Genomic DNA, 543 nt, shown 5'->3' with positions numbered 1-543 from the left:
CAACTGCCTCAACTGCCTCAACTGCCTCAACTGCCTCAACTGCCTCAACTGCCTCAACTGCCTCAACTGCCTCAACTCATCATTCACCTATATGTTCTTCTATAGAAGTAAGCGCTGTTCCCAAACCACTGCTGAGTGGTGAATGGTTAATGGTTGGATCACTTGGCGTGAACATCGTCAGCCAGCTGATATCGCCCTACATATACCCATTTGCCCAATTGCGGGCGTTTTCCCTTGTAGGGTCTCAGTCGCAAGTCCATCTTGGCCTCCTTGTTTTCGGCCATTCTAGCAATCTGCAGGCTGCTTCTGTGGATAAGTTTGTATAAAAGCTGTGATTGGAGATGAATAACTAAAAAAGTGCCCTTTTTTGCAATTTTATTGCCGATAAGGGGTTGTCAGAAAGAATCTGTTCCCTATAATGCGCCTCCATCGACAGGGCAAGCGGCAACGCAAACAACCTCGTCGGTAACCTCGAAAAGCCTTTGAAAATAAGGCTTGACTCGAGAAGGCGGTTGAGTAGAATTCCACTCCCGCAGCAACACA

Annotated in this window: 1 pseudogene; it reads right to left on the bottom strand. The window is 47.5% G+C overall.

The window, feature by feature from the left end:
- Positions 1-173: 173 nt before the first annotated feature.
- Positions 174-284 (bottom strand): annotated as a pseudogene (locus tag G5168_RS20930) (gamma carbonic anhydrase family protein); the annotation flags it as partial.
- Between the last annotated feature and the right edge of the window lie 259 nt (positions 285-543).

This window comes from Aeromonas sp. 600724 (assembly GCF_049175135.1).
Classification (GTDB): Bacteria; Pseudomonadota; Gammaproteobacteria; order Enterobacterales; family Aeromonadaceae; genus Aeromonas; species Aeromonas veronii_A.
Note: the sequence above shows the minus strand (reverse complement) of the source record. Positions and strands in the feature narration are given on the sequence as shown.